Annotated in this window: 13 protein-coding genes and 3 pseudogenes; 1 reads left to right on the forward strand and 15 read right to left on the reverse strand. The window is 39.9% G+C overall.

The window, feature by feature from the left end; translation table 11 throughout:
- The first annotated feature begins 31 nt into the window (after window positions 1–31).
- Window positions 32–190: a hypothetical protein gene (locus AC6I9F_RS07335; protein WP_498021391.1), complete on the forward strand. Its 159-nt coding sequence runs from the start codon at window positions 32–34 to the stop codon at window positions 188–190.
- On the opposite strand, the gene AC6I9F_RS07340 is transcribed toward AC6I9F_RS07335, so the two are convergent.
- The 15 genes and pseudogenes from AC6I9F_RS07340 to AC6I9F_RS07410 form a co-directional block, all read right to left on the reverse strand.
- Complete coding sequence (locus AC6I9F_RS07340) at window positions 187–1,026, reverse strand: thymidylate synthase (protein WP_173229551.1); 840 nt, start codon at window positions 1,024–1,026, stop codon at window positions 187–189. The two genes, AC6I9F_RS07335 and AC6I9F_RS07340, sit on opposite strands and share 4 nt — an antisense overlap.
- 97 nt (window positions 1,027–1,123) lie before the next feature.
- Entirely contained in the window at window positions 1,124–2,083 is a 960-nt protein-coding gene (locus tag AC6I9F_RS07345; RefSeq protein ID WP_033684051.1) for an ROK family glucokinase, read from the reverse strand.
- 110 nt (window positions 2,084–2,193) lie between these two features.
- Window positions 2,194–2,886, reverse strand: coding sequence for an excalibur calcium-binding domain-containing protein (locus AC6I9F_RS07350; protein ID WP_498021393.1), 693 nt, complete (start codon window positions 2,884–2,886; stop codon window positions 2,194–2,196).
- Window positions 2,887–2,944: 58 nt separating this feature from the next.
- Window positions 2,945–3,043, reverse strand: a pseudogene (locus AC6I9F_RS07355) (alpha/beta fold hydrolase); the annotation flags it as partial.
- Window positions 3,044–4,765, reverse strand: coding sequence for an aminodeoxychorismate synthase component I (gene pabB, locus AC6I9F_RS07360; protein ID WP_498021395.1), 1,722 nt, complete (start codon window positions 4,763–4,765; stop codon window positions 3,044–3,046). It abuts the pseudogene before it with no gap.
- Between the two features lie 74 nt (window positions 4,766–4,839).
- Window positions 4,840–5,634, reverse strand: a pseudogene (locus tag AC6I9F_RS07365) (ZmpA/ZmpB/ZmpC family metallo-endopeptidase); the annotation flags it as partial.
- Between the two features lie 194 nt (window positions 5,635–5,828).
- Window positions 5,829–11,687, reverse strand: coding sequence for a ZmpA/ZmpB/ZmpC family metallo-endopeptidase (locus AC6I9F_RS07370; protein ID WP_498021397.1), 5,859 nt, complete (start codon window positions 11,685–11,687; stop codon window positions 5,829–5,831).
- 21 nt (window positions 11,688–11,708) lie between these two features.
- Entirely contained in the window at window positions 11,709–12,272 is a 564-nt protein-coding gene (locus AC6I9F_RS07375; protein WP_498021399.1) for a TIGR01440 family protein, read from the reverse strand.
- A 115-nt stretch (window positions 12,273–12,387) separates the two neighbouring features.
- Window positions 12,388–14,079 carry a cache domain-containing sensor histidine kinase gene (locus tag AC6I9F_RS07380; protein WP_498021401.1) on the reverse strand — a complete coding sequence of 564 codons (1,692 nt, stop codon included), beginning with the start codon at window positions 14,077–14,079 and terminating at the stop codon, window positions 12,388–12,390.
- On the reverse strand, window positions 14,076–14,813 hold the full coding sequence (locus AC6I9F_RS07385) for a response regulator transcription factor (RefSeq protein ID WP_498021402.1): 738 nt from the start codon (window positions 14,811–14,813) through the stop codon (window positions 14,076–14,078). The genes AC6I9F_RS07380 and AC6I9F_RS07385 overlap by 4 nt, the downstream gene beginning before the upstream one ends.
- A gap of 70 nt (window positions 14,814–14,883) precedes the next feature.
- Window positions 14,884–15,996 carry a peptide-methionine (R)-S-oxide reductase MsrB gene (msrB, locus tag AC6I9F_RS07390; RefSeq protein ID WP_173270727.1) on the reverse strand — a complete coding sequence of 371 codons (1,113 nt, stop codon included), beginning with the start codon at window positions 15,994–15,996 and terminating at the stop codon, window positions 14,884–14,886.
- A 9-nt stretch (window positions 15,997–16,005) separates the two neighbouring features.
- Complete coding sequence (locus AC6I9F_RS07395; protein WP_173217731.1) at window positions 16,006–16,572, reverse strand: TlpA family protein disulfide reductase; 567 nt, start codon at window positions 16,570–16,572, stop codon at window positions 16,006–16,008.
- A 19-nt stretch (window positions 16,573–16,591) separates the two neighbouring features.
- Entirely contained in the window at window positions 16,592–17,302 is a 711-nt protein-coding gene (gene ccdA2, locus AC6I9F_RS07400; protein ID WP_498021405.1) for a thiol-disulfide oxidoreductase-associated membrane protein CcdA2, read from the reverse strand.
- Between the two features lie 209 nt (window positions 17,303–17,511).
- Window positions 17,512–18,372: a YihY/virulence factor BrkB family protein gene (locus AC6I9F_RS07405; RefSeq protein WP_498021406.1), complete on the reverse strand. Its 861-nt coding sequence runs from the start codon at window positions 18,370–18,372 to the stop codon at window positions 17,512–17,514.
- Between the two features lie 178 nt (window positions 18,373–18,550).
- Window positions 18,551–20,606 (reverse strand): annotated as a pseudogene (locus AC6I9F_RS07410) (cation:proton antiporter).
- Window positions 20,607–20,615 lie beyond the last annotated feature (9 nt).

The raw sequence follows: 20,615 nt of genomic DNA on the forward strand, positions 1-20,615 counted from the left end.
TCAACTTCTTTTTTCTATTCTTTTATACTCAATGAAAATCAAAGAGCAAACTAGGAAACTGGCCGCAGGTTGCTCAAAACACCGTTTTGAGGTTGTAGATAAGACTGACGTAGTAAGCTCAAAACACCGTTTTGAGGTTGTTGATGAAGCGACGCTGACGTGGTTTGAAGAGATTTTCGAAGAGTATTAAATAGCTAGATCAAACTTCAACTGTGGCTTGACAGGGTCATAATCCACCAACTCAAAATCTTCTGCTTTGATATCAAAGAAATTGGTCCCATCTGGAACATTCAAGACCAAACGTGGTTGGCAGTTTGACGGCTCACGACGAAGCAATTCCTGAGCTTGTTCAAATTGATTGTCATAGATATGGAGGTTGTTGATAAAATAGAAGAACTTCCCAACCTTCCAGCCAAAATGCTTGGCAATCATCATTTGAAGAGCCACGTACTGCATAGCGTTGATGTGGTGGGCCACCAGCATGTCATTCGAACGCTGGGTCAAGGTCGCATCCAGATAGATTTCCCCATCAACACGACGGACATCAAACATGGTCTGAAAAGCGCATGGGAGCAGCCCATCTGTTTCTTCGAAAGCTTGGTAATCCCAGAGGGAGATGATATTGCGGCGGTTCCAAGGATTGGCTTCCAACTGTTTAAGAAGCTTATTGATAATGTCGTGTTTCTTAACAACGGCACCATAGCGCTCACCGATGGTTCCTGTATTTCCCACTTCCCAATCATTCCAGTAGTGAACATTGTATTTGCTATTCAGCACTTCTAGGCTATTGGACTGGTCTTGGTAGATCCAGAGAACTTCTTTGATGGCGGATTTGATGGCAATGGGACGCAAGGTTGTGATAGGAAATTCTCCTTTTGCCAAGTCATACTCAGCAAATGCACCCGTTACATATTTAGAGTTGGCAACAGTCCCATCCTTGTACTTGGGACGGGCCTGCTCAGAAAAGACACCGTCTTTGAGGATTCGTTCAATATTCTCTTTAAAAATCGTATCTGCTTTTGTCATTTACTCTCACCTCATTTATTGTCCTAACTAGTATAGCATAAAAAAAGAAAGGAGGAAAATCACTCGCTTTTAGAAAGCAATTTTCTCCTTCTTTATCTTATTGCAATACAAGTGATGCTGCTCCGATAACTCCAGCGTCATTTCCTAGAGTTGCAAGAGCTAATTTAGTAGATGTGCGTACTTGTGGGAAACTATTTTCATCGTAGACTTTTTGAACACCTTGTAGAAGGAATTCTCCCGCAGCTGATACACCACCACCGATAACGATTGTTGATGGGTTTAGGATTGAACCAATGTTAGCACAAGCGATTCCCAAGTAACGTGAGAAGTTACGGTAAACGATTAAAGCAAGGTCGTCTCCTTCTTTTGCCAAATCAAAGACAGTCTTAGCAGTTACTTCTTCTCCGTTATCAATCAAGCGTTTCAAAGCTGCATCGCCTTCGTATTCATCCGCATAGCGACGAGTCAAGTTGACAATCCCTGTTGCTGAAGCAACTGTCTCAAGGCAACCTTTCTTACCGCAAGTACATGCAATTGGTTGGTCAAAGTCAACAGTGATGTGGCCAAGCTCACCTGCTGCACCAGCAACACCGTGAAGCAATTTACCTTCTGCAACGATACCGCCACCAACACCAGTACCGAGTGTCATAAAGACAACATCTGGTTGGTTATCACCAGCACCCATCCAGCGCTCACCAAGAGCTGCCACGTTGGCATCATTATCGATGAAAAATGGAATGCCCAAGGCTTTTTCAATCTTTTCTTTGATTGGTTGAAGGGTTTTCCAGTTGAGGTTGTAGGCACCGATAACAGTCCCTTTTTCACGGTCAACCACACCTGGTGATCCCATTCCGATACCTTGGAAGTCTGCTGCTGCCAATCCAAGCAAGTCCAAACGATGTTGAATAGACTCAATCATATCATCTACGATATGACTTCCCTCATCCAAAATGTTAGTCTTGATAGACCATTTTTCTTGGATTTCTCCTGCTGTTGTCAAGATTGCAAATTTGATAGAAGTTCCACCAAGGTCAATCCCAATAATCTTTTGACTCATCATATTCTCCTTTTTCATTGTATAATAATTGAAAATGCTTACAGATATAGTATAACAAAATTCATTTACTTATGCAAAGGTTTGCATTAACTTTCTAAATTTTATCTGATTTATGGTTTCCAGAGACCTGAGGCATCTACATAGTAGCGGCCTCCATCAACTCGCTCATTTTTAGCCATTTTACCATCTGATTTCAAATAGTAATTGCCTTGCCATGCATTGCGAGCGTATGAACCATCTGATTTCAAGTAATACCAGGCTTGATAAGAAGAGTCATAAACCCACTCACCTTGTGCCATTTTACCGTTTGACTTAAGGTAGTAAGCTCCTTGCCATGCATTCTTTGCATAAGATCCATCTGATTTCAAATAATACCAAGCTTGATAGGAAGAATCATAAATCCATTCGCTCTGGGCCATTTTCCCGTCTGCTTTCAGATAGTAGCTTCCCTGCCATGCATTTTTCACTGGATTGCCATTTACATCAAAGTAATACCAAGCACCATCCTGCTTAACCCAGCCACTTGTTGTTGCTGAACTTGTATCAGTTTGGGTTGTAGTCTCTTGTTTTGCTTTAAAGGCACCCTTAGGGGCATTTTTCAATTCACAAGCCACACCATCATGATCGCGGTCTAACTTGGCAGAATATCCAGGTTCTCCCTCGTGAATATCTGCGTATCCATTCGCCCAAGCTTCTTTACAACTAGAAAAATGAATGTTTTCTTCTGCTAACACAGGTTGTGAAAACAAGGCTAAAACTGGCAAGGTAGCCAGACTCATTTTTAAAAATAGACGTTTATTCATTTCTTTCTCCTCTAACAATGTTATCGATTTCAATATTATTTTATCAAACTTATTTCAGCAATTCAAGAGTCTCTGTGGGCTTATCCTTCAATTGATTCTGAACTTCTTTCCAAGACTCTGCTGACTGCCCCAACCCATGCAAAAATATCAGTTTCATCTAGTTCTCCTCAAGGCTTAGTTCATACAAGCCTCTCACTGCATTACAGCCGTAAATAGCTTCTGCTTGGGCTAAATCTACCAAGGTCAAGGATTTCTCTTCTACCTGTCCTGTTTCTAGCAAATGCTGACGGTAAATTCCTGGCAAGATTCCAAGTCGGATAGGCGGTGTGTATAGTTTTCCAGCGATTTTCAGAACCAAATTTCCTATAGAGGTTTCAAGCAGTTCTCCTGACTTATTGTGGTAAATGATCTCTTGTTCTCCTAGGCTCAAATGCGGTCTATGAGTCGTTTTGAAATAGGTAAATGCTAGTTGCAAATTGGCTTCCTGCAGGCAAAGTTTGGCCTGACAAAAACTTGGACTAAGAAGTGTTAAGATTTGTCGACTAAGTTCTATCTCTCCAGATTTGCTAAGGCTAATTCGCAAGCGGTAATCTTGATTAGCATCACAAGCCTGACACTCTTCCTCTATCTTTTGTCTTAAGTCTTCTGCATCAAAAGGAAAGGCAAAATATCGACTAGCTTTTCTCAGTCTTTCCAAATGTTGTTCTTCAAACAACAAGTTCTTCTGGCTGATTTTCCCAGTCGTAATCAGCTGAAAACGAGCTTGTTTACGATAGAGAACAGCAGCCTTTTGATGAACTTCACGGTATTCAGATTCCCAAGTACTATCCCATGTAATACCTCCGCCAACTCCATAGATGGCTTGCCCCTTGTAAAGTTGAATGGTCCGAATGGCCACATTGAAAATCCGGCGCCCATTTGGAAGCAGGAGACCAATCGTTCCGCAGTAGACTCCGCGCGGTTGTGGCTCCAAGTCCTTTATAATCTCCATAGTCGCAATTTTCGGTGCGCCCGTTATGGATCCGCAAGGGAAGAGGGAGCGGAAAATTTCAACAAGGTCCACATCCTCTCGCAACCGACTCTCGATGGTCGAAGTCATCTGCCAGACAGTCGAATACTGCTCCACTTGACACAAACGCTCCACATGCTCACTTCCCACTTCAGAAATACGGTTCATATCATTGCGCAAGAGGTCCACAATCATCATATTTTCAGACCGATTTTTAGGATCCTGCTCCAACCAACTGGCTTGTTTTAAGTCTTCTTGGTCAGTCACGCCACGCTGAGTCGTTCCCTTCATTGGTCGCGTCGTCAATTCACGGTCATTTTGCTCAAAAAAGAGCTCTGGACTCATGGAAATCACTGCCATATCGTCATGTTCCACATAGGCATTATAGCCCGCCTCCTGCTCTACTACCATACGATTGTAGATGGCAAAAGGATTGGCACTTAAGTCCTGCTTGAGTTGGACGGTGTAGTTGACCTGATAGGTGTCTCCCTGTCGCAAATGATGGTGAATCTGTGCAATGGCCTTTTCATAGTCCTCTGCAGGCGTTACTTCCTGCCAATTTGAAGGCAAATCAACCTCATCATAAGTCAGAGGAATAGGGGATGTTTCTACGCTATCATGAACAGTAAAGTAAAGCAAGTACTCGCCCAGTAGAGGAGCCTTATGAACTGCTAATTTTTCCTCAAAAGCAGGTGCAGTCTCGTAGCTGATATAACCCACCACATAATAGCCTTGCTCTTGGTAGCTTTCCACTTGTGCCAGCAAGGCTGTTACTTCCGCTAAATCTCTCGTTTTTAACTCTTTAATCGGCTTGGTAAAGGTGTATCTCTCCCCCAAAGCCCTAAAATCAATCACTGTTTTTCTATGCATACCTTAAGTATAGCATAAAAAGGCAGATACAGACAAAGCTGATCTACCTTTTTTCATTTTACTAGTCCTATCTACTATTTAGTGAATAAATCTCCAGTAAATCCGTCTGATTTCTGCAATAGTTGTTTGTAAACTTTCCATTTAAGATTCACTGTATTATCAAATTTATTACCTTGAAGGTCTTTTTCAATTGCAGCATCGAATAGCTCTTGAAGTTTTTCATATGTTGAAATCTTTTGACCATCAATTTCAATTTCTACAAAACCTTTCTCAGCTTTAGCTCTGACTTCTTTATACCATTCTTTCTTCCACTCTTCTAATGTATTAAATCTACCTTTAGAAACTTTTTGGATGATAAAATCATCACCTAGACCTACGTTGCCGGCTGCTTTAGATTCTTGTTTATACTTGTTAGATGCATACCCTAAGAATCCATCAAGGTAACCGTAGTAACCCCACATACGGAAGGCATTGTGTTTAAATGATAAGGCAGGCGCACCATCACTTGAGTTACCTCCATAGATACCAGCCATCATATTTACATTAACATATGCAGAACCGAAGTCTTCAGGGCGATATCTACCATTACCTACACCATGTTTAGTTGCAAAGTTATTATCAACTAGTTGATCGATAGTTGTAAGAGCCATAGTCTTCTCAGTATCGTTTAAATCACGAACTAGATTCAATTGATGAGGTGCACCGATTAAATCGTTATGATCAGCTTTTTCACGATATTTCTTATCGATTCTCTTGAACCACTTATCGTTAGTTCCAGTGTTTTTCTTAATTATAGATTCAGCTTCTAAGTAATCAAGCATCATCATAGATTCATTATAGTTCTTCATGTAGTGGTCAATTTTCTCACGGAGTTCTTCTGGTGTCAAATACGTAGTACTATCCGTTACAATCGCAATTTTCATTTACTAGACTCCTTTTCTTAAAATTAGCAATCACGTTACTTTCTGTAGTATACCAAATATATATTAGGAGCACACGTTGGAAATTAGCAGAGCCACAAAAAGGAGCTAGGCTTTCACCTAAACTCCTTAACACTAAAATTTTATTTTGTAAAAACTTCTTCTTTAAAACTATTTGTAGCTTGTAATAATTTTTTAAAGACTTTTTCTTTCAGTGAAACTGTGTTTGTATATGATTCTTTGCTTGTTCTAGCCATTTCTTCTTTATCTTTTTGAACTGCTTCTTGGAATAGTGTTTCCAATTGCGCATATGATGAAATGGTTTTTCCGTCTATCTCAAATTCATGTATCCCATCTTTAGCTTGGGCTACAACTTTTTTGAAATATGCCTTCTTCCAATCTTCTAAAGTATGGAATTCACCTTCAGAAATTTTTTCAATAATATAGCTATCACTTAATACTTTATTTTCTTTTCGAGCTTCTGCACTATATTTATTTGATGCATAACCGACAAACCCTTTTTCATATCCATAGTATCCCCACAGACGGAATGTATTGTGTTTAAATGATAATGCTCCTGGAGAACCTTCACTCGTATTTCCTCCATAGATTCCCCCGGTAATTCGAACATTGACATATGCTGTTTGGAAGTCTTCCGGTTTATATAAACCATGGAAATCTCGATTTGTAATGAAATTGTTCGTAATTAAATCATCGACAGAATTTAGCGGTACTTGTTTATCAGTATCATTCAACGGACGAACATTGTCCCATTGATCTTTAGAGTTAGCTGGATTTCGAAGTTGTTTGTCCATCTTCTTGAACCATTTGTATTTTAATGCTGTATCCTGTTGTTTAACAACCGTATCCCCTTCTAAATAATCCAAGAGCATTAACGTATCATTATAACCTTTCATATAATGATCAATTTCCTCACGTGATCTTAATTCGTTTGGATTTGTATTATACCATTGATTTCCATTATTTGGACGAATGTAAGCCATATTCAATCCTAACGCTCCATAATCTCCTTGGTGCCCAATTTCAGAAGGCGATTGTAACATTCCTTGCGCAAACGCTTCAACATTAGTTCCCGGACGATGTCTCCATCCACCTAAGTAAGCCATACGGTCGTTAACGTGTGTCGTTTCATGCGTAAAAGCTGAAATCCCAAACGGACTAATCATATTGGTAAGCATAAAGAATACTGATGCTTCAGGTCTATTCGGATCATCATAGATAGATGCCATTGCCCCCATACGTGTATCAGTATTATGATATGTTCCTGTCGGTCCGAACACTTCCCGAATCGGTGCAATTGCTGTTCCTTGATTTGAATACCCTAGACGATTTGCAGATACACCTGGATATAATTGATTATCCCAGACCGGAGTTGGTACTATATTTTTACTCTTCAACAGACGTTCTCGAACATTTGGTAACGCTAATCGAGACCAGAAGTCTAAATACGCTTGTTGAGCTGTAGCCACCTTATCAATTTCCGGTTTAAATGCATTTCTTTCTTCTTCCGTCATCTTGCCATATTTCTCAAATGAACTAAAGGATAATGTATTATAAGTTGAAATTAAGAACATATGCGCATTCTTTACGTTTAGAAGCGGTAAAATCATCTTAGCATGGGTACCATTATTCAATCCATCGTAAGCACGATGTTTCTTATCTTTAAAATCTTCCGTTGTTGTCTCTGGTTCCGAAACATATACATGATCTCTCGTTGCATCAATAAACCAATCATTCATATTATCAATATTTGTAAATAATTTACGATTATAATCTAAGAATTGATGTAAATTACCAGACAATGTATCCTTCGCTAAGATTTCACGGAATGCATCTTGCGTACGGTTACCTTTGAGGTTATTCTCTTTTGAACCAATCTCAATCAATCGATCCAATACACTTACGTTTTTACCATAGAAATCTGGTTTGAATAACATTAATTCTTTAATATTTACCTCTCCAAATTTTACTCCGTAATAACGATTTAGATACGTTAATCCAAGAATTAAAGCCGCTTTATTCTTTTCAACTTTATCTAAAATCATTTGTTGTGCTACTAGAGAATCATTTAATTGATGATTTTCATTTTGAACTAACTTAGTCACTAGTTCTGTTAAGTTATTCTTCACATAATCAAAGCTTTCTTCTAAGTAAAGATTTTTCACTGCATCAAATCTTCCTGATCCCAGTCGATTAAAGTGTTTATAAATAACATCTGATTGTAATTCAATCGGACTTAATTTTGAAACAATTCCATTCACTAAACCATCATAATTTTTTTGAACAATATTTAATGTATATTTAACTCCTAAATCTGTTACAGTGTATTCTTTAACATTACTTAATCCTTCTGTACTGCCAGATAGATTTAAGTATTCTTTTGTTCCATCCGCATAGTGAATCATAATTTTATTCACTTCTTCTAAATTTGTAACGAATTTTGTATCATGCATTGGTGTTACAGAAAGAACTTCTTTCGTATTTAAGTTATGTGATTTATCCAATTTATTAGCTTGATGTACAATATATTCTTTATTATAGAATGGTTGTAATTTTTCAAAATTCTTATATGCTAATTTATATTCATCGTTATAATCTTGGATTTGATCATAAGCAGAATTTTGAGACACTGTTGCGTTTAATGTAGCCACTAGTGATTTTTTGCTTTCAAAAGTATTAGCAGTAATATTATAGCTAGCTACTTTTTCATCAGCTTCTTCTTTTGTCAATTCAATTTGTTTATTAGGATATTTAGTGTATGACTTTTTACCTTCACTATATCCAGCTACACTGTATAATTTATCAATTTGTGGATGTGCATAATCATCATCAATATCATTTGAACCAAATAACATTTCTGCATTTTTCACTTTTACATAACTAACATTATCTTTTACTGTACCAAAAGGCCATGTCTTACTTGCAAACGCTCCAGTTTGTACTGGCGTAACTACATTAATCATTCCTTTGGCAACAGATTTGGTCAAGTTTCCTTTAGTTCCAGTTAAATAATCGCCTACCATTCCGTATTCAACATATGGAATTAATGAGCTTGCTCGTACGTTATTACCTGTTAATATTGCATCTACATAAGTTCTCGTTACAATGCCTCGATAATTTTTATCAGCAATACCACCTAACATAGAACCATTTGCATGTAATTTTCCGATGAATGCAACATTTTCAATGCGAGTTCCATCGTTCATATTATTAACAACACCCGCTACATTATTACGTCCAATAACAGAACCTGTAATTTTAACATCTTCAATGACAGAAGTGCCATTCATTGTATTTGCTATTGTAGCAACACCATCATCATTTTTACGATCGATATCGACATCTTCAAAATTAATATTTTTTATAGTAGCATTCTTAATAACATTGAATAAAGGTCGTTCTAACTCTGTAATAGCATAACGTTTTCCGTCTTCACTTAATAATTTTCCTGTAAATTCACTCGTGATATACGATTTTCCATTCGCAGATGCATTTCTAGCACTCATACTTTGACCTAATCGGTATTCTCCTGCTGGATCTTTTTGCATTGCTGAAACTAAATCTTCAAAATCATAATAAACATTTCCGTTAGCTGCAACTGATTTTTCAATGTAATGAGTATATTCAGATTCAAATGTTTGATCTTTTTGACGCCCAACTAAATTATCTGCTGTTGCAGTTACTTTATACATTTGTTTTCCATCAACGGTTACTTCTTCAATATTTTTCACTGCTAATAATGTTGATTTTTGATCATGTGAAGTGACTTTTAAGTAGTATTTACTCTTATCCTCTGGGATTGATTTTAATCTAGATTCATTCGTTTCTGTTTCTTGATCATATTTGATTAAATCAGTTCTTCTAATATCTTTGATTTCAACTTTTTTAAGATCTAATTGAATTTTTTTATCTTCTAATGTTTGAGTTTCTTCGCCTTCACCTCTGTCATAAACCATTTTTGTAGATAGAGTGTAGCCTTTATAATATTTCAAGTCTTTTAATGTTGCTTGTAAATCATTTTCCGGCACGTCAACTTCTTTAACTACTTCACCAGCTTCATTTTTTAAAGCAACTTTAATCGATTTAATCGTAACTCCAACTGGTTTATTTAAAGTGTATTTAGCGGTAGCGCTCTTCTTCAATTCATCTTTATCTGTTGTATTCCATTGTAATGTTGGTTTTTCTAAACCTTTTGTACCATTCTTAATAATTTTATCTTGAGGTTGTAAGATAACTTTTTCTTCTACTGTTGGAGCGTCGTTTGTTTTTTCTCCACGAATCGTTTTATACGTCTTGGTAATTTGTTTCTTACCGTTTACACCTTCTTGAGCAACTGTAGTTGTTCCACGTTTTAAAGTGTCATCATCTTCTGTTTTTGTAGCAAAAGGAATGGCTTCTTCTCTTGTTTCAATTGTTGTTCCTTCAACTGGTTTTGTTCCTTTTTTAACGACTTTAGGAACAGCAGGAGTTTTTACGTCTGTAGTTGTTGAAAGGACTTTGTTTGTTTCCACACCTTCCACTGTTTCGTAAGTTGTTTTCGTAACTTGAACTCCTTTAGACCCTTGACGTTCAACAACTTCTTCATCTACATATTTTGTGTCATCCGGAACTACTTCTGTTGTGAAATCTAATTCACTTTCGGTAGACTTCTCAACTGTACCTGTTGTTACTTTATATTCTGGGTTTACTTCTTGTACTGGTGCTTGACCTTCTTTGCCTTCTTCTTGCGTACCTTTAGCTGTTTTGGTCTCCTCTGTTGGTTCTACAGTTTCTTCAGCCTTGGTCTCTGGAGAGACTTCTACTGGTTTCGGGGTTTCTTCCGAAACCTTCTCTTCCTCAGAAGCTTCTGGTTGCTTTTCTGGAGAGACTGGTGCCTTTTCGTCTTCACTTGGCGCGACTGGTTCACCTGCTTGTTCAACTTTTGGTTCCGTTTGTTTTTCTACAGCAGGCATTTCCACTTTTGGTTCTTCAACAGGTTGATTAGCAGCCTCCTCTTTTGATTCTACTACTGCTGGCTGTGCATCTTCTTGTTTCGGTGTCTCTTCCGATACCTTATCCTCTTTAGGATCTTCTTGTTGTGATGAATCTTTTGGTATCCTTGGTTGCTCCGGTTGTTCTGGGACTTTTGCTTGTTCTACTGGTGGTTCAACTTTTGATTCCTCAGCTGGTTTGTCTGATGGTTGACTTTCTGGCTTAACTGCTACTTTTTCCTCTGGTTTTGACTCAACTTTTCCACTTACTTCTTCAACTGGAGCTGGTTCTACTGAAGCTTCTTTTTCTTCTTTTCCTTTAGGGAGGGGCTCGTCAGTAGGTTTTACCTCCGATTTTGGTTCTTCCTTTGGACTTTCTTCTGTTTTAGGTGCTTCTTCTTTTGGAGCTTCCTCTGTCTCTACTGCTTGGTTTTCTGGCCTCGCTTGCTCCTGATTTGTTGTTACTTGGGGATTCTCAACTTCGACTACAGTCACCTCTCCAGGTTTAGCTGAGGCTTCTTCTAAAACAGTGTCCAAGCCAAGCGTTTTGAGGATGTCACCTGATAGATAACCAACATAGCGATAGCCCTCCATTTCAACAATACCCTCTCGACTAGCCGGTGCTAGAGTCGCAACTGGGTCTACAGCTCCTGCACTAGGAAGAACTACCAATCCCATAGCTCCAACTAGAAAGACGCTGGCAATTTTCTTTCTCTTGTAGATTAAAAGTAAGCTCCCAACAGTCAGCAAACCAAAAGCTGTCAAAACAGATGCTTCTGTCCCTGTTTGTGGCAACTGGTCTTTTTGATATACCAAACCATATACAACTTCATTTCCATCAGGCTTTCCTGTTTGGATTAAATCTTTAGCTTCTTGTGAAATAACCTCTTTATCTACATAGTGATAGGTAGCTGCGTCCACTACAGAAGGAGCCATCAAAAGGCTTCCGAGAAATACAGAACCTACAACTCCATTAATCTTACGAATTGAAAAACGGTCTTTTTTAAACACTTTCATCTCCTTTATTCATTCTCACGACTTTCTGATAGAATCTTGCGGATAGTGCGCACGCGCACCTCCGATTAATTTTGGACGACTAGCCAGTGCCGTTACATGGGCATGACCAATCTCTCTCAAAAGAGGGCGAATCGGAACCTGAACATGCTTAATATGCATACCAATTGCAGTGTCTCCGATATCCAATCCAGCATGAGCCTTGATAAATTCAACCTCAACTGGATCCTGCATAAACTTGAAGGCTGCCAACTGACCTGAACCTCCTGCATGAAGAGTTGGAAGGACACTGACGATTTCCAGACCAAACTGCTCTGCCACTTGACGTTCAACAACGAGGGCTCGATTGACATGTTCACAACCTTGAACGGCTAAATGGATACCTCTACCACCTAGAATACCCAAGATAGTCTCCACTATCAGCTCACCAATCTCTTGACTGGATTCTTTCCCAATCTGACCACCTATCACCTCACTAGAAGATAGACCTAAAACAAAAAGGGCCCCCTGCTTCAAATTGGCCTTTTCTAAAACATCTTCTAATACCTGACGTGTTTCTCTTTGAATCTGTGTCTCGTTCATCTCTGTCACCTCTTTTGTCACTCTTCTATCATACCGTTTTTTCTTGTTTTTAGCAAGATAGACAACCTAGAAAGCTTGCCCAATTACGCATAAAACTCCCAGAATTGACTGGGAGTTAGCTAGTTTCTATTCCATTTATGTATATTTCAACTTTCGTTCCTTTTGAGGGGGCAGAATCAATCTTCATCTGGTAATTGTCTCCAAAATGAAGTTTAAGACGCTGGTCAACATTTTGAAGGCCTACTCCTCCACGTTTGAGGTTACTCTGACTACTATCGCCAGCAGTTTGGAAGCCAACGCCATCATCCTCAATACGGATGACCAATCCTGAATCCTTTTTCTGAACAGAAACTCTAATATGTCCCTGACCTTCCTTCTCCTTGATGCCATGGTAAAGAGCATTCTCTACAAGAGGTTGTAGGACCAGCTTGGGCAAGACTAGATTATCAAAGGTAGGATTTTCCTCAATCTCGTATTCCAGCTTATCTCCATAGCGTTGTTTCTGGATAAAGAGGTACTGGCGAACATGATTGATTTCATCAGACAGGCAAATCAAGTCCTTACCTTGATTGAGCGCTAGGCGGAAATAGGTTGCCAAAGACTTGGTCACCTGCACCACTCGCTGACTATCCTGAAATTCAGCCATCCAGATGATGGTATCCAAAGTGTTATAGAGGAAATGGGGGTTAATCTGGCTTGATAGGGCTTGAAGTTGGTACTGACGGGTCGTTTCTTCCTGCCTGCGAATATCTGCCATCAGCTGATCAACCTGATCCAACATGGCATTGAACTGACGAGACACTTCTCTCAGTTCATAGGCACCAGTTTCCCTGGCACGAAGATTCTGATTACCAGAAGCAATTTCCAGCATGGTTTCTCTCAAATCCTTCAAAGGAGCAATCCAGCGTTTAAGACTAAGCCACACCAAGCAGAGACAGACAAGAAGAGATGTGATACTAGCCCCAAGCAAGGTCCACAAGAGTTGATTCCGAACCTGGTCTAACTTCTCCAACGAAGACACACCAAGCACCGTCCAATCAGTTCCAGCAATCTGTTCCTGACTGACGTAGGATTTGTGACCAGGAGTATAGCCCTGACCCGTCTCAATGTAGGATTTCATGGCCTCCATTTCGCTAGACGAACTATAAACTGTGTGTTGAGGATGGTAAACAAATTCATGTTTTTCATTGATAATGAAAGCAAATCCCTGCTGACCCAACTGAAGCTGGTTGAGATAGGCTTCCAGAGTTTCGTAGGAAATATCCAAACGAAGCACGCCCAGATTAGCTCCCTTTGCATCAACAAGTTCTTGAGTGACAGAAATGACCCATTGACTATCTGATTTACGAGCTGGAGTCAAAACGGGCATGGCTCCCTGATGAATAGCCTTTTGATACCAATCCTCAGCCATCATATCAGAGGAAGTTTTCATCTGCACACTGTCATCTGTAGAAATGACCTGACCAGATTTGGTCACCAGCACAACAGTTTTCAAGTCCTGATCTGCCTTTAAGATGGTCAAAAACAGATCTCGGATTTCCTTGACCTTTTCTTGACTGGGATTCTCAGCATAGGCTAGGACATCAGTCTGCTGGGTCAAACTGGTCGAGGTGGTTTCTAATTTTTTGATATAAGACTGGATAAAGTGGCTAGTCTGGCTGATGGTCGTCTGGCTATTGCCCTCAATGCTAGTCTCAATGGCAGAGGAACTAGATTGATAGTAGAAAGTCCCAACAACAGCTAGGAGAATGAGAAAGACCAGAAAGATGGAAATAACCATTCTGACTAGGAGAGAAGAACGCTTCATCGGCCTTCTCCCTTCTTAAACTGACGAGGTGTCACACCCGCAATCTGTTTAAAACGTTGGGTAAAATAGTTCATATCTTCAAAACCAACCTTTTCTGCAATCTCATAAATCTTCAGATCTGTAGTTAAAAGCAAGAGTTTGGCTTGTTTAACACGTTCTCTCACCAGATAATCCTGAAAAGGCAGACCCAGCTCTTTCTTAATCAAGGAACTCAGATAGGTCGGACTAAAACCTAAGTCACTGGCCAAGCTCTTTAAACTAAACTGGCTATCAGCCAGATGAGATTGGATTTTCTGGGCCATGTTTCCTTCAAACTTATCAGTTAATAAATCTTGTAACTGCTCTTCCTTTTCTTCCTTATCCAACTTTTGCTTGATTTTCCCCAACATTTCCTCAATATCCTGACGAGAAAAGGGCTTGAGCAGGTAATCGTCCACACCGAGTTTGACAGCAGACAAGGCATAATCAAAATCATCGTAGCCAGTCAAAAAAACTAGATGAACCTGAGGATAGGTTTCTCGTACCAGACTGGCCAACTGGATGCCATTCAGCTGAGGCATGTTGATATCGGTTAAAATAATATCTGGTATCTGTTTTTGGATTAAGTCCCAAGCCTGTCTTCCATTTTCAGCCTGACCGATGATTTCCATATCGTAGGCTGCTACATTGACCAGCTTGGTCAAGCCTTGTCTTACCAGATATTCATCTTCTACGATTAAGATTGTGTAGGTCATGCTTCTCTCCTTTGTCACTTACTAGTATCAGTATAGCAAAATTCTCCTCTAACTGCTTAGGAAAGACTTCTTAATCAACATAATCTAGTAAATAAGCGTAGCCTTTTTCTTCCATTTGGTCTTTGGGAATAAAGCGGATAGAGAGGCTATTGATACAGTAGCGCAAGCCACCCTTGTCCTGTGGGCCGTCCGTAAAGACATGGCCAAGGTGAGAATCTCCTACTCGGCTTCTCACTTCCATGCGCGTCATATTGTAGGACTTATCTTCTTTGTAAGTAGCAACATCTGGACTGATGGGTTGGGTGAAACTAGGCCAACCACAACCAGACTCAAACTTGTCCTTTGATGAAAAGAGGGGTTCGCCAGTTGCCACATCCACATAGATACCAGATTCAAATTTATCCCAGTAGCGGTTTGAAAAAGCCCGTTCTGTTTGATTTTTCTGGGTGACTGCATACTCCTCAGGTGACAAGGCCTTTTCCAATTCTTCATCACTTGGTTTGGAATATTTGCTGGCATCAATGACAGGATAAGCCGCCTGATTAACATTGATATGGCAGTAGCCATTTGGATTTTTCTTGAGATAGTCTTGGTGGTAATCCTCAGCCACTACGAAATTCTGCAGACTCTCCTTTTCAACTGCTAGAGGTTGATCGTATTTCTTAGCAACTTCATCAAAGACTTGGTTAATCACCTCTAAATCCTTGTCATCTGTGTAATAAACACCAGTACGGTACTGGGTTCCCACATCATTTCCTTGTTTATTTTTGCTGGTTGGATTGATAATGCGGAAATAATGAAGCAGGATTTCCTTGAGGGAAATTTGCTTGGCGTCATAGGTGATATGAACAGTCTCCGCATGACCTGTTTGGTTAATCAATTCGTACTTGGTTGTTTCCCCTCTACCATTTGCATAGCCTGAAACGGAATCTGTTACCCCAGGAACTCGAGAAAAATACTCCTCAACTCCCCAGAAACAACCACCAGCTAGATAAATTTCGTGCAAGTCTGCATCTTTACTAACTTCTGTTTTTTTCACTGTTTTTCCTCCTTGGCTAACTGCCGCTTTCTCAATTTGCGAGGCATCTGTCTGCCCTGCATTTCTCATCAATAGAAAATAGAAACCGGTTATGGCTAGGAAAAAGATTCCTGCCAAGACAAACAATTTTACTTTATCATTCATGACCTTTCCCTACCCCATTTCTTTCAATGTTTTTAAAATCATATCCTTATCCATAAAACCTGGTTGCGTTTTGACCAGCTTTCCTTCCTTGTCTATAAAGGCTTGAGTTGGGTAAGAACGGACACCATAACTTTCCAAAAGTTTGCCTGATGGGTCAACTAGGACTGGGAAATTTTTATAATCCAAGCCCTTATACCAATTCTTAAAGTCCGCTTCAGATTGCTCTCCCTTGTGTCCTGGTGACACTACTGTCAAGACAACATAGTCATATCCAGCTTCTTTAGCGATTTCGTCCGTATCTGGAAGGCTAGCTAAACAGATGGAACACCAAGAAGCCCAGAATTTAAGATAGACTTTCTTTCCCTTATAATCAGACAAGCGGTAGGTCTTGCCATCTACTCCAGTTAGCTCAAAATCAGCCACCTCTTTCCCTTTAGCCGTGCTTGTTTTACTAGCTGTCTGCTCCATCTTCATCTCATCTTTCATTTGGTGTTCACTGGTCATGGACTTGCCTGAACAAGCCGTCAAACAAAGGAGCGAACCTGCTCCAAGAACACATGTTTGCCATTTTTTCATACTGATATTCCTTTCCGTTTTATTCAAATAATTGACTTAAAATTGAAGCATTTCCAAACAGAACCAAGAGTCCCATCACAATAATGAGAAACCCACCCACTTTTTTGAGGATTCCGAGATAGGGATGAAGTTTTCGGAAATGTTTCAAAACATAACTAGAGGCCAGAGCTAGAAGCAAGAATGGTAGCGCCAAGCCCAACGTGTACACCAACATGAGACCCGCTCCCTGCCAAGCTCCTGAACCACCTGAAGCCGCCAAGGCTAAAACAGACCCCAGAACCGGCCCCACACAAGGCGTCCAAGCAAAACTAAAGGTCAAGCCCAATAAAAATGCCTGACTATAGCCCTTACCATTTTGCCCCTGTCCTTGCAGTTGTAACCTCTTTTCCTTATAAAGCCCCTTAAAGTGTAGAATCTCCATCTGGTGCAAACCTAAGAGAATGATAACCGCACCCGTCACATATTGAAACCAAGATGCATAAAGCAAATCTCCTAAAAAACCAGCTCCATAGCCCAACAAAATAAAGATAAAGGAAATCCCCGCTATAAAGGCCAGCGTTCGCAATAAACTAGTAACTGAGATGGAAAATTTGCCACTAGAAGCCTGAGCACTATCCTTATCATCTAGTAACACCCCTGCATAGACTGGTAACAAGGGTAAGATACAAGGAGAAAAGAAGGATAGAACCCCTGCCAAAAAGACACTTAGAAAAAAGAAAATATGACCCATAAAGTTCCTCCTATCATTTTATTGATAGATTTATTATACTCCTTCCATTTTCGAAAAAACAGGGACAATGATAGGGAAAAATAGGAATTTAATCAGATGATTTAGAAATCTTGGACAAAAATTATACAAAAACTGTCAAAGCACAAAAGCGCATAGTATCAAGGCTTTATAGAACCTTGATACTATGCGCTTTTGTAATAGATAAATAGTTAATCTTTTCTAAAGCTCGGATCTTTCAAGCTCTGAACACTGGCATTGATCACCGCGCCTAGGATAACAATTTTAGCAATCAAGATAAACCAAAACATCATAACAACAAGAAGAACTGAACCTAAAATTCGGACATCCACCAAATGATGGACATAGTAATTGAGATAACTAGAAAACAGAGTTAGTAGAACTAAAATCACTAAGAGAACAAAGGTACTGCCTGGTAGGGTATAGCTAATTTTCCTGTTAGATAGATTAGGAAGAAAATAATAAAGCATGACCAAGATAGCAAAGAGGAGGGCGTAAGTCAGAGGACCTGCCAACCCTTGTAAAGCCTGATAGATAATGCCATCTTTTGTCCAATAATGAGCAAGTAAATCCAAAATCATCTGCCCAAATAAGCTCAAAAACAAGGCAAAAGCAAAGAGGAGCTGCAAACCAAAACTGACTAGGAGACTTACCATCTGATGGGAAATAAGTCCACGACTCTTTTCGACGCCATAAGCCTTGTTAAAAGCTTTTTGCAAGAAATTCATAGATTTTGAAAAACTCCATAGAGCCGATAAGACAGAAAAACTCAATAAACCTGTTGAAGGTTGAGTCAAGACTTCTCTGGCTATTTTTTCCACACCTTCATAGAGGCTTGGGGGCAGGACGTCTTTCATAAAGCCCAGAAATTCTCCCACAGGAATCTGAAAATAAGGCAGGATATTGACCACCACCAAAAGCAGGGGAAAAATCGAAATCAACCAATAGTAGGCTACCGCGACACTGGTCAACTCACTATCTGATGCTTGATAATAATGCAAAAAAGCTTTTACTAAAGGCTTGTCTATCAGCTCTTTCCAGCATTTTTTCATGTCACACTCCTTCACTTACAATCTTATACTCAATGAAAATCAAATAGCAAACCAGGAAGCTAGCCGCAGGTTGCTCAAAGCCCTGCTTTGAGGTTGTAGATGAAACTGACGAAGTCAGTCACATATATAATCCAAGGCGACGCTGACGTAGTTTGAAGAGATTTTCGAAGAGTATTAACTAATTTCTTCTTACCAATTCCACCATATCATAAGGCAGGGTATTGGCAGCTTCCTTCAAGGAATAGTTCTCTAAGTTATTGACATTTTGTCGTAACTTCTTGGCATACTTGGTCGTAATCAATCGTTTTTCTTCGTATTCGAAAATCAACTTACGCTCCAGATAATATCCTCTCAGCATTTCATCGATATTGTTGGGCTTAACGCGATTGATAACCCGTTCGACAAAGGCACCACTGCTGATAATAGCTGTTTCACGAAGACGAGACTCCTGCATAAAACTAATCAAAGAGCGTCTATAGACTCCCTTCAGGTTTTCCAAACTTTCAATAATCATCTCTGTATTGGCAAGATAGAGCTCTGCTATTTGGTCATAATCAAGAGCACGGAGACGGCTTTGCTCCTTGTCCTTCCAGCTACGGAAGGTCTTTCCGAGAGTAAAAACTTCATGCAGGAGAAAACGTAAAATCCGCAAGGAAACAAGAAAATAATAGGTCAGTCTTGACGCAAACTTACGATTGATTCCTCGTTCTATGTTTTTCAGATAACGTTGGTAAACTCGGTAAGCACGATTGCTAATGTTCCCCTCTTCATAGGCCTGTTCCAATCCATCACTTTCAATACTAAGAATCAAGAGTTTCAAAGCAGCCCAGTCTTCTTGAGCCCCCTTATTTTCTTGACTCAGGATGAGATTTTCAATACGTCCATGATAATTGTCAATAGCTGCATAGAGAGGAAGCTTATTTCTGGTATCTTCCAACTCTTTTTCCAACTCTATCGTTACTTCATTCAAAATGGCGATATGCATGAGATAGTCCTTGCTTTCTTCCTGTTCATCAGAAAGATGAGGCAAGACCACGAGGCCTGTTAAAAAGCTTACAAGCGTCACACCTGCAACGAGGAAAAGTAAGAGAGGATACTCCTGCTCTAGATTACTTGGTATCAGAAGGATTGTCGCAATCGACACCGTTCCCTTAACACCTGAGAAGGTCAAGAGAAGCATGTCCTTCATATACTTATTTAGCTTTTTCTTGAGACGTCTAGTCCTATAGGCATAATAGCCATAAATCATGATAAAACGAATGGCAAAGAGGACAAAGGTCAGGGCGACAAGAGATAGCAATAAAAGTAAGGGATTATAGATTGGATTGGTCAAGATAGGCTCTGCTATCATTTCCAGCTCCATCCCTAAAATCACAAAGACAGAACCGTTGAGCATAAAGTTGACTGTGTGCCAGACCGTCTCGGTCACCGTATCCACTTGGGCTTCGAGTAGCGTAATCTTCTTAAAACGGCTTGCCTTTAAAATCCCAGCAACCACAACGGCAATAATCCCCGAAACATGGACTTCTTCTGCTAGGAAGAAGGTCACCAGAGGCAAACTCAATTCTAATAAAAGTTCGCTGGCAATATCTGTTGCTCGCACACTTAGCAAGAATGTGTGAAGGAAACGGTTGGTCATAGCTGTTAAAAAGCCAATCAAAAAACCGCCTAGAATTGAAAAGATGAGCGAACTACTAGCTTGCCCAAGGGAAAAAGCTCCAGTTGTCCAAGCTGTCAAGGCAACCTGAAAAGCCACCAAACCAGAAGCATCATTCAAGAGTCCTTCACCTTTAAGGATATTGGACACGCGCTTAGGAAAGCTAAAACGCTCCGAAAGAGAGGCCAAAGGCAACCAAGTCCGTAGGGCCAAGTGCCGCCCCAACAGCCAAGCAAGCTGCCAATGGAAGGCTGAGCCAAAGAAGATGGGCCAAGCCACCCAAACTCAGAGTCGAGATAAAAATCACTGGAAATATGAGATAGATAATGATTCGCCAGTGTTTTAAAATAGCTGTAATGTCCGCTTCTTCCGACTCTCGAAAAAGCAAGGGCCCGATAACCAGTGCCAAAAACAACTCCGTATTGAGGTGAAAGTCGGTATTGGGTAAAAAGAGACCAATCACAATTCCCAAAAGAATTTGCACCAAAGGAAGAGGCAAAAAGGGGAGGAGCTTATTGGTTGTACTTGAGACAATCAAGACCAGTAAAAATAGGATGAGGTAAATCAGTAATTCCACGCACTTCCT

Source organism: Streptococcus nakanonensis, from assembly GCF_059738785.1.

Bases quoted from the DNA above. Each gene is read 5' to 3' on its own strand.
- AC6I9F_RS07385 (WP_498021402.1), bottom strand. From the start codon at position 14,813: ATGACCTACACAATCTTAATCGTAGAAGATGAATATCTGGTAAGACAA.
- AC6I9F_RS07345 (WP_033684051.1), bottom strand. From the start codon at position 2,083: ATGAGTCAAAAGATTATTGGGATTGACCTTGGTGGAACTTCTATCAAA.
- pabB (WP_498021395.1), bottom strand. From the start codon at position 4,765: ATGCATAGAAAAACAGTGATTGATTTTAGGGCTTTGGGGGAGAGATAC.
- AC6I9F_RS07395 (WP_173217731.1), bottom strand. From the start codon at position 16,572: ATGAAAAAATGGCAAACATGTGTTCTTGGAGCAGGTTCGCTCCTTTGT.
- AC6I9F_RS07350 (WP_498021393.1), bottom strand. From the start codon at position 2,886: ATGAATAAACGTCTATTTTTAAAAATGAGTCTGGCTACCTTGCCAGTT.
- msrB (WP_173270727.1), bottom strand. From the start codon at position 15,996: ATGAATGATAAAGTAAAATTGTTTGTCTTGGCAGGAATCTTTTTCCTA.
- AC6I9F_RS07375 (WP_498021399.1), bottom strand. From the start codon at position 12,272: ATGAACGAGACACAGATTCAAAGAGAAACACGTCAGGTATTAGAAGAT.
- AC6I9F_RS07405 (WP_498021406.1), bottom strand. From the start codon at position 18,372: ATGAAAAAATGCTGGAAAGAGCTGATAGACAAGCCTTTAGTAAAAGCT.
- AC6I9F_RS07340 (WP_173229551.1), bottom strand. From the start codon at position 1,026: ATGACAAAAGCAGATACGATTTTTAAAGAGAATATTGAACGAATCCTC.
- AC6I9F_RS07335 (WP_498021391.1), top strand. From the start codon at position 32: ATGAAAATCAAAGAGCAAACTAGGAAACTGGCCGCAGGTTGCTCAAAA.
- ccdA2 (WP_498021405.1), bottom strand. From the start codon at position 17,302: ATGGGTCATATTTTCTTTTTTCTAAGTGTCTTTTTGGCAGGGGTTCTA.
- AC6I9F_RS07380 (WP_498021401.1), bottom strand. From the start codon at position 14,079: ATGAAGCGTTCTTCTCTCCTAGTCAGAATGGTTATTTCCATCTTTCTG.